The organism is Streptomyces sp. HPF1205, assembly GCF_020400825.1.
GTDB lineage: Bacteria > Actinomycetota > Actinomycetes > Streptomycetales > Streptomycetaceae > Actinacidiphila.
In genome coordinates this window covers 1-3378 of record NZ_JAINVH010000087.1, presented here as the reverse complement: position 1 = coordinate 3378, position 3378 = coordinate 1, and the positions used below count along the sequence as shown (strand labels likewise).

1 protein-coding gene is annotated in these 3378 nt (G+C 74.0%); it reads right to left on the bottom strand.

Annotation, left to right across the window (positions count from 1 at the left end; all coding sequences use genetic code 11):
* The coding region (locus K7G61_RS35685) for an SDR family NAD(P)-dependent oxidoreductase (protein WP_225851311.1) at positions 1–3378 on the bottom strand (3378 nt) is incomplete at both ends.

The window sequence follows — 3378 nt, the reverse complement described above, 5'->3', positions numbered from 1 at the left end:
TTGAACGGCAGCCGGTCCCGTACGGCCTCCTGATCGCGGTGACCGAGCACGGCGGCGGTGTGTGCGGTGACCAGGTCGAGCGCGGCTCGCAGGCGCTCGGCCTGCGGCAGGGACCGCAGACGGTCGGCGATCGCGCCGTGCCGCACCGGGCGCCGGGCCTTCCGCGAGACGAGGCCCTTGAGGGCCGCCGGGACCTCCGGGGCGCCCGCCAGTACGGACAGGTCGAGGCGTACCGGCGCCAGCACGGCCCGGTCCGCGGCCAGAGCCGCGTCGAACAGTGACAGGGCGTGGTCGGTGGCCAGCGGCACGACGCCGGAGCGCGTCAGCCGGTCCTGGTCGGCATCGGTCAGGTGACCGGTCATGCCGCTCGGCTCGGCCCAGTAGCCCCAGGCAAGCGAGGTCGCCGGCAGTCCGAGGGCGCGCCGGTGCAGGGCGAGGGCGTCGAGGAAGGTGTTGGCCGCGGCGTAGTTGGCCTGCCCGGGGCTGCCGAGGGTCCCGGCCGCCGAGGAGAAGAGAACGAACGCCCGCAGGTCGTGCGTGAGTTCGTGCAGGTTCCACGCGGCCCGTGCCTTGGGTTCCCAGACCGCGGCGAGGCGTTCGGGGGTCAGGGCGGTGACCACGGCGTCGTCGAGGACGCCGGCCGCGTGCACGACCGCGGTCAGCGGGTGGGCGGCCGGGATCGCGGCAAGTACGGCCGCGAGCGCGTCCCGGTCGGCCACGTCACAGGCGGCCACGGTCACCTCAGCGCCCAGCCCGGCCAGTTCCTCGCTCAACGCCGCCCCGCCACCGCTGCGGCTGACCAGCAACAAGTGCCGCACGCCCCGCTCGGCCACCAGATGCCGGGCGACCAGGCCACCGAGTACGCCGGTGCCGCCGGTGACCAGCACGGTGCCGGCCGGGTCGAGGTCCGCAGGGACGGTGAGGACGATCTTGCCGATGTGGGCGGCCCGGCTCATGTGCCGGAACACGTCGACCGCGTCCCGGAGCCCGCGTACGTCGATCGGCAGCGGCGCGAACTCGCCGTCGGTGAAGGCCCGTACGACGGTGCCCAGGATCTCGCCGAGCCGTTCCGGCCCCGCGTCGGCGATGTCGAACGCCCGGTAGACGATGTCGGGGTGGTCGGCGGCCTCGCGGATGTCGGTCTTGCCCATCTCGACGAACCGGCCGCCGGGCCTGACCAGCCGCAGGGAGGCGTCGACGAATTCGCCGGACAGCGAGTCCAGGACCACGTCCATGGGCGGGAACTTCTGCTCGAACTCCAGGGTGCGCGACGACGCGATGTGGTCCTCGTCCAGTCCCAGGGCGAGCAGGGTGTGCCATTTGGCCGGGCCGGCGGTGGCGAACACCTCCGCCCCGAGCCGCCGGGCCAGTTGGATCGCCGCCATGCCGACGCCGCCGGTGCCTGCGTGGATCAGGACCCGGTCACCGGCCTTCAGCCTTCCCAGGTCGCGCAGCCCGTACCAGGCGGTCAGGAACACCACGGGCACGGACGCGGCCCTGGCGAACGACCAGTCGTCGGGCATCCGGACCAGCAGCCGCTGGTCGGCGACGGTGACCGGACCGAAGGCGCCGGGGACCAGTCCCATGACGCGGTCGCCTGGCCGGAAGCGTGTGTCCGGGCCGGTTTCGAGGACGACCCCCGCGCCTTCGCCGCCCATCAGGGCCTCGCCGGGGTAGACGCCGAGGGCGATCAGCACGTCCCGGAAGTTGAGCCCGGCCGCCCGCATGGCGATCCGGACCTGCCCGGGGCCCAGCGGCTCCATGAGCTCGGGGCGGGGCACCAGCGCCAGGTCGTCGATGCTGCCGGTGCCGGTGTCCTCCAGCCGCCAGGTACCGTCCGGCGGGGTGAGGCTCGCGCCGACGCGGACCAGGCGGGGGACGTACAGCGCCCCTTGGCGTACCGCCAGTTCCGGCTCGTCCGTACCGGCGATCAGCGCGGGGTCCCAGGTCGGGTCGGCGTCGACCAGGACGAACCGGCCGGGGTGCTCGGCGCGCGCGCCGCGGACCAGGCCCCAGACCATCGAGTGGTGGAGGCCCACCGCATCACCGGGCGCGGCGGCGACGGCGTTGCGGGTGACGACCGCCAGCCGCGTGCGCTCGCCCGCCAGGTGGTCCTGGATCACGGCGAGTACGCTCCGCGCGCTCTCGTACGCCGCCTCGACGGTGTCCGCCTCGGGCTCCGGCCCGGGCACCTCGTGGACGACCAGGTCCGCGGGGTCTCCGCCCGTCGACGCCGGTTCCAGGGAGACGTCGAGGGGGACCCAGTCGAGCGCGTACAGGCTGTCCGGGACGGTGTCGGCGTCCCGAACGGTCAGCGACGTGATGGCCGCGACCGGGGTGCCGTCCGGGGCGGCCACGGCCACGGTGTACGTGTCCGGTCCGGTGGCGGACAGGCGTACGCGCAGCGTCCTGCCGCCGGCCGGCCGTATCGCCACTCCGGTGAACGCGAACGGCAGGCCGGTGCGGTCGGTGAGAAACGCCATGGGGTGCAGTGCGGCGTCGAGCAGCGCGGGGTGCAGGGCGAACGGTTCCTCGGCGGGCAGCTCCACCTCGGCGTAGACGGTGTCGCCTACCCGCCGTGCCGCCGTGACGCCCTGGAACGCCGGCCCGTACTCGTAGCCGAGCGCGGACAGCGAGTCGTAGAGCCCGTCGACGTCGAGTGGCTCACCGGCCGGCGGCCAGTCCCAGGCGCTCAGCACCGGCTCCTCGCCCAGTGTCCCGGTGGCGTGCCGCACCCACTCGTCGCCGTCTCGCGAGTACGCCGTGAGCGGGCGGCGGCCGTCGTCGTCCTCGGGACCCACGACGAGCTGGAGGTGTACCTGGGTGTCGTCGAGGACGAGGGGTGTTTCGAGCACCAGCTCCTCGACCGCGCGGCCGAGCCGGCCGGCCGCGTAGGCGGCCATCTCCGCGAACGCGGTTCCGGGCAGGAGGACGGAGCCCCGCACGGCGTGGTCGGCCAGCCACGGGTGGGTGGCGAGCGAGATCCGTCCGCTGAGCACCGCGCCGTCGGGCAGTTCCACGAACGTGCCGAGCAGGGGGTGGTCGCCCGACGCCGTCGGGACGGGCCGCAGCCAGTACGGCCGGCGCTGGAAGGCGTACGTCGGCAGCCTGACGGGCTCGGTGTCGTCCGGGAACCGCCAGTCGACCGGGACACCGTGGACGTGCAGGCGGCCGAGCGAGGTGAGGAAGTCGTCCTGGTCGCGGTGGAGCGTGCCGGTGACGAGGAGGTCGGAGCCGTGGTGGTGGCCGGTCTCCTCGACGGCGGAGACCAGCACCGGGTGGGGGCTGACCTCGACGAAGACGCTGTGGCCGTGGTCGAGCAGCGCACGGGTGGTCTCGTCGAACAGTACGGGTTCGCGGAGGTTGCGGTACCAATAG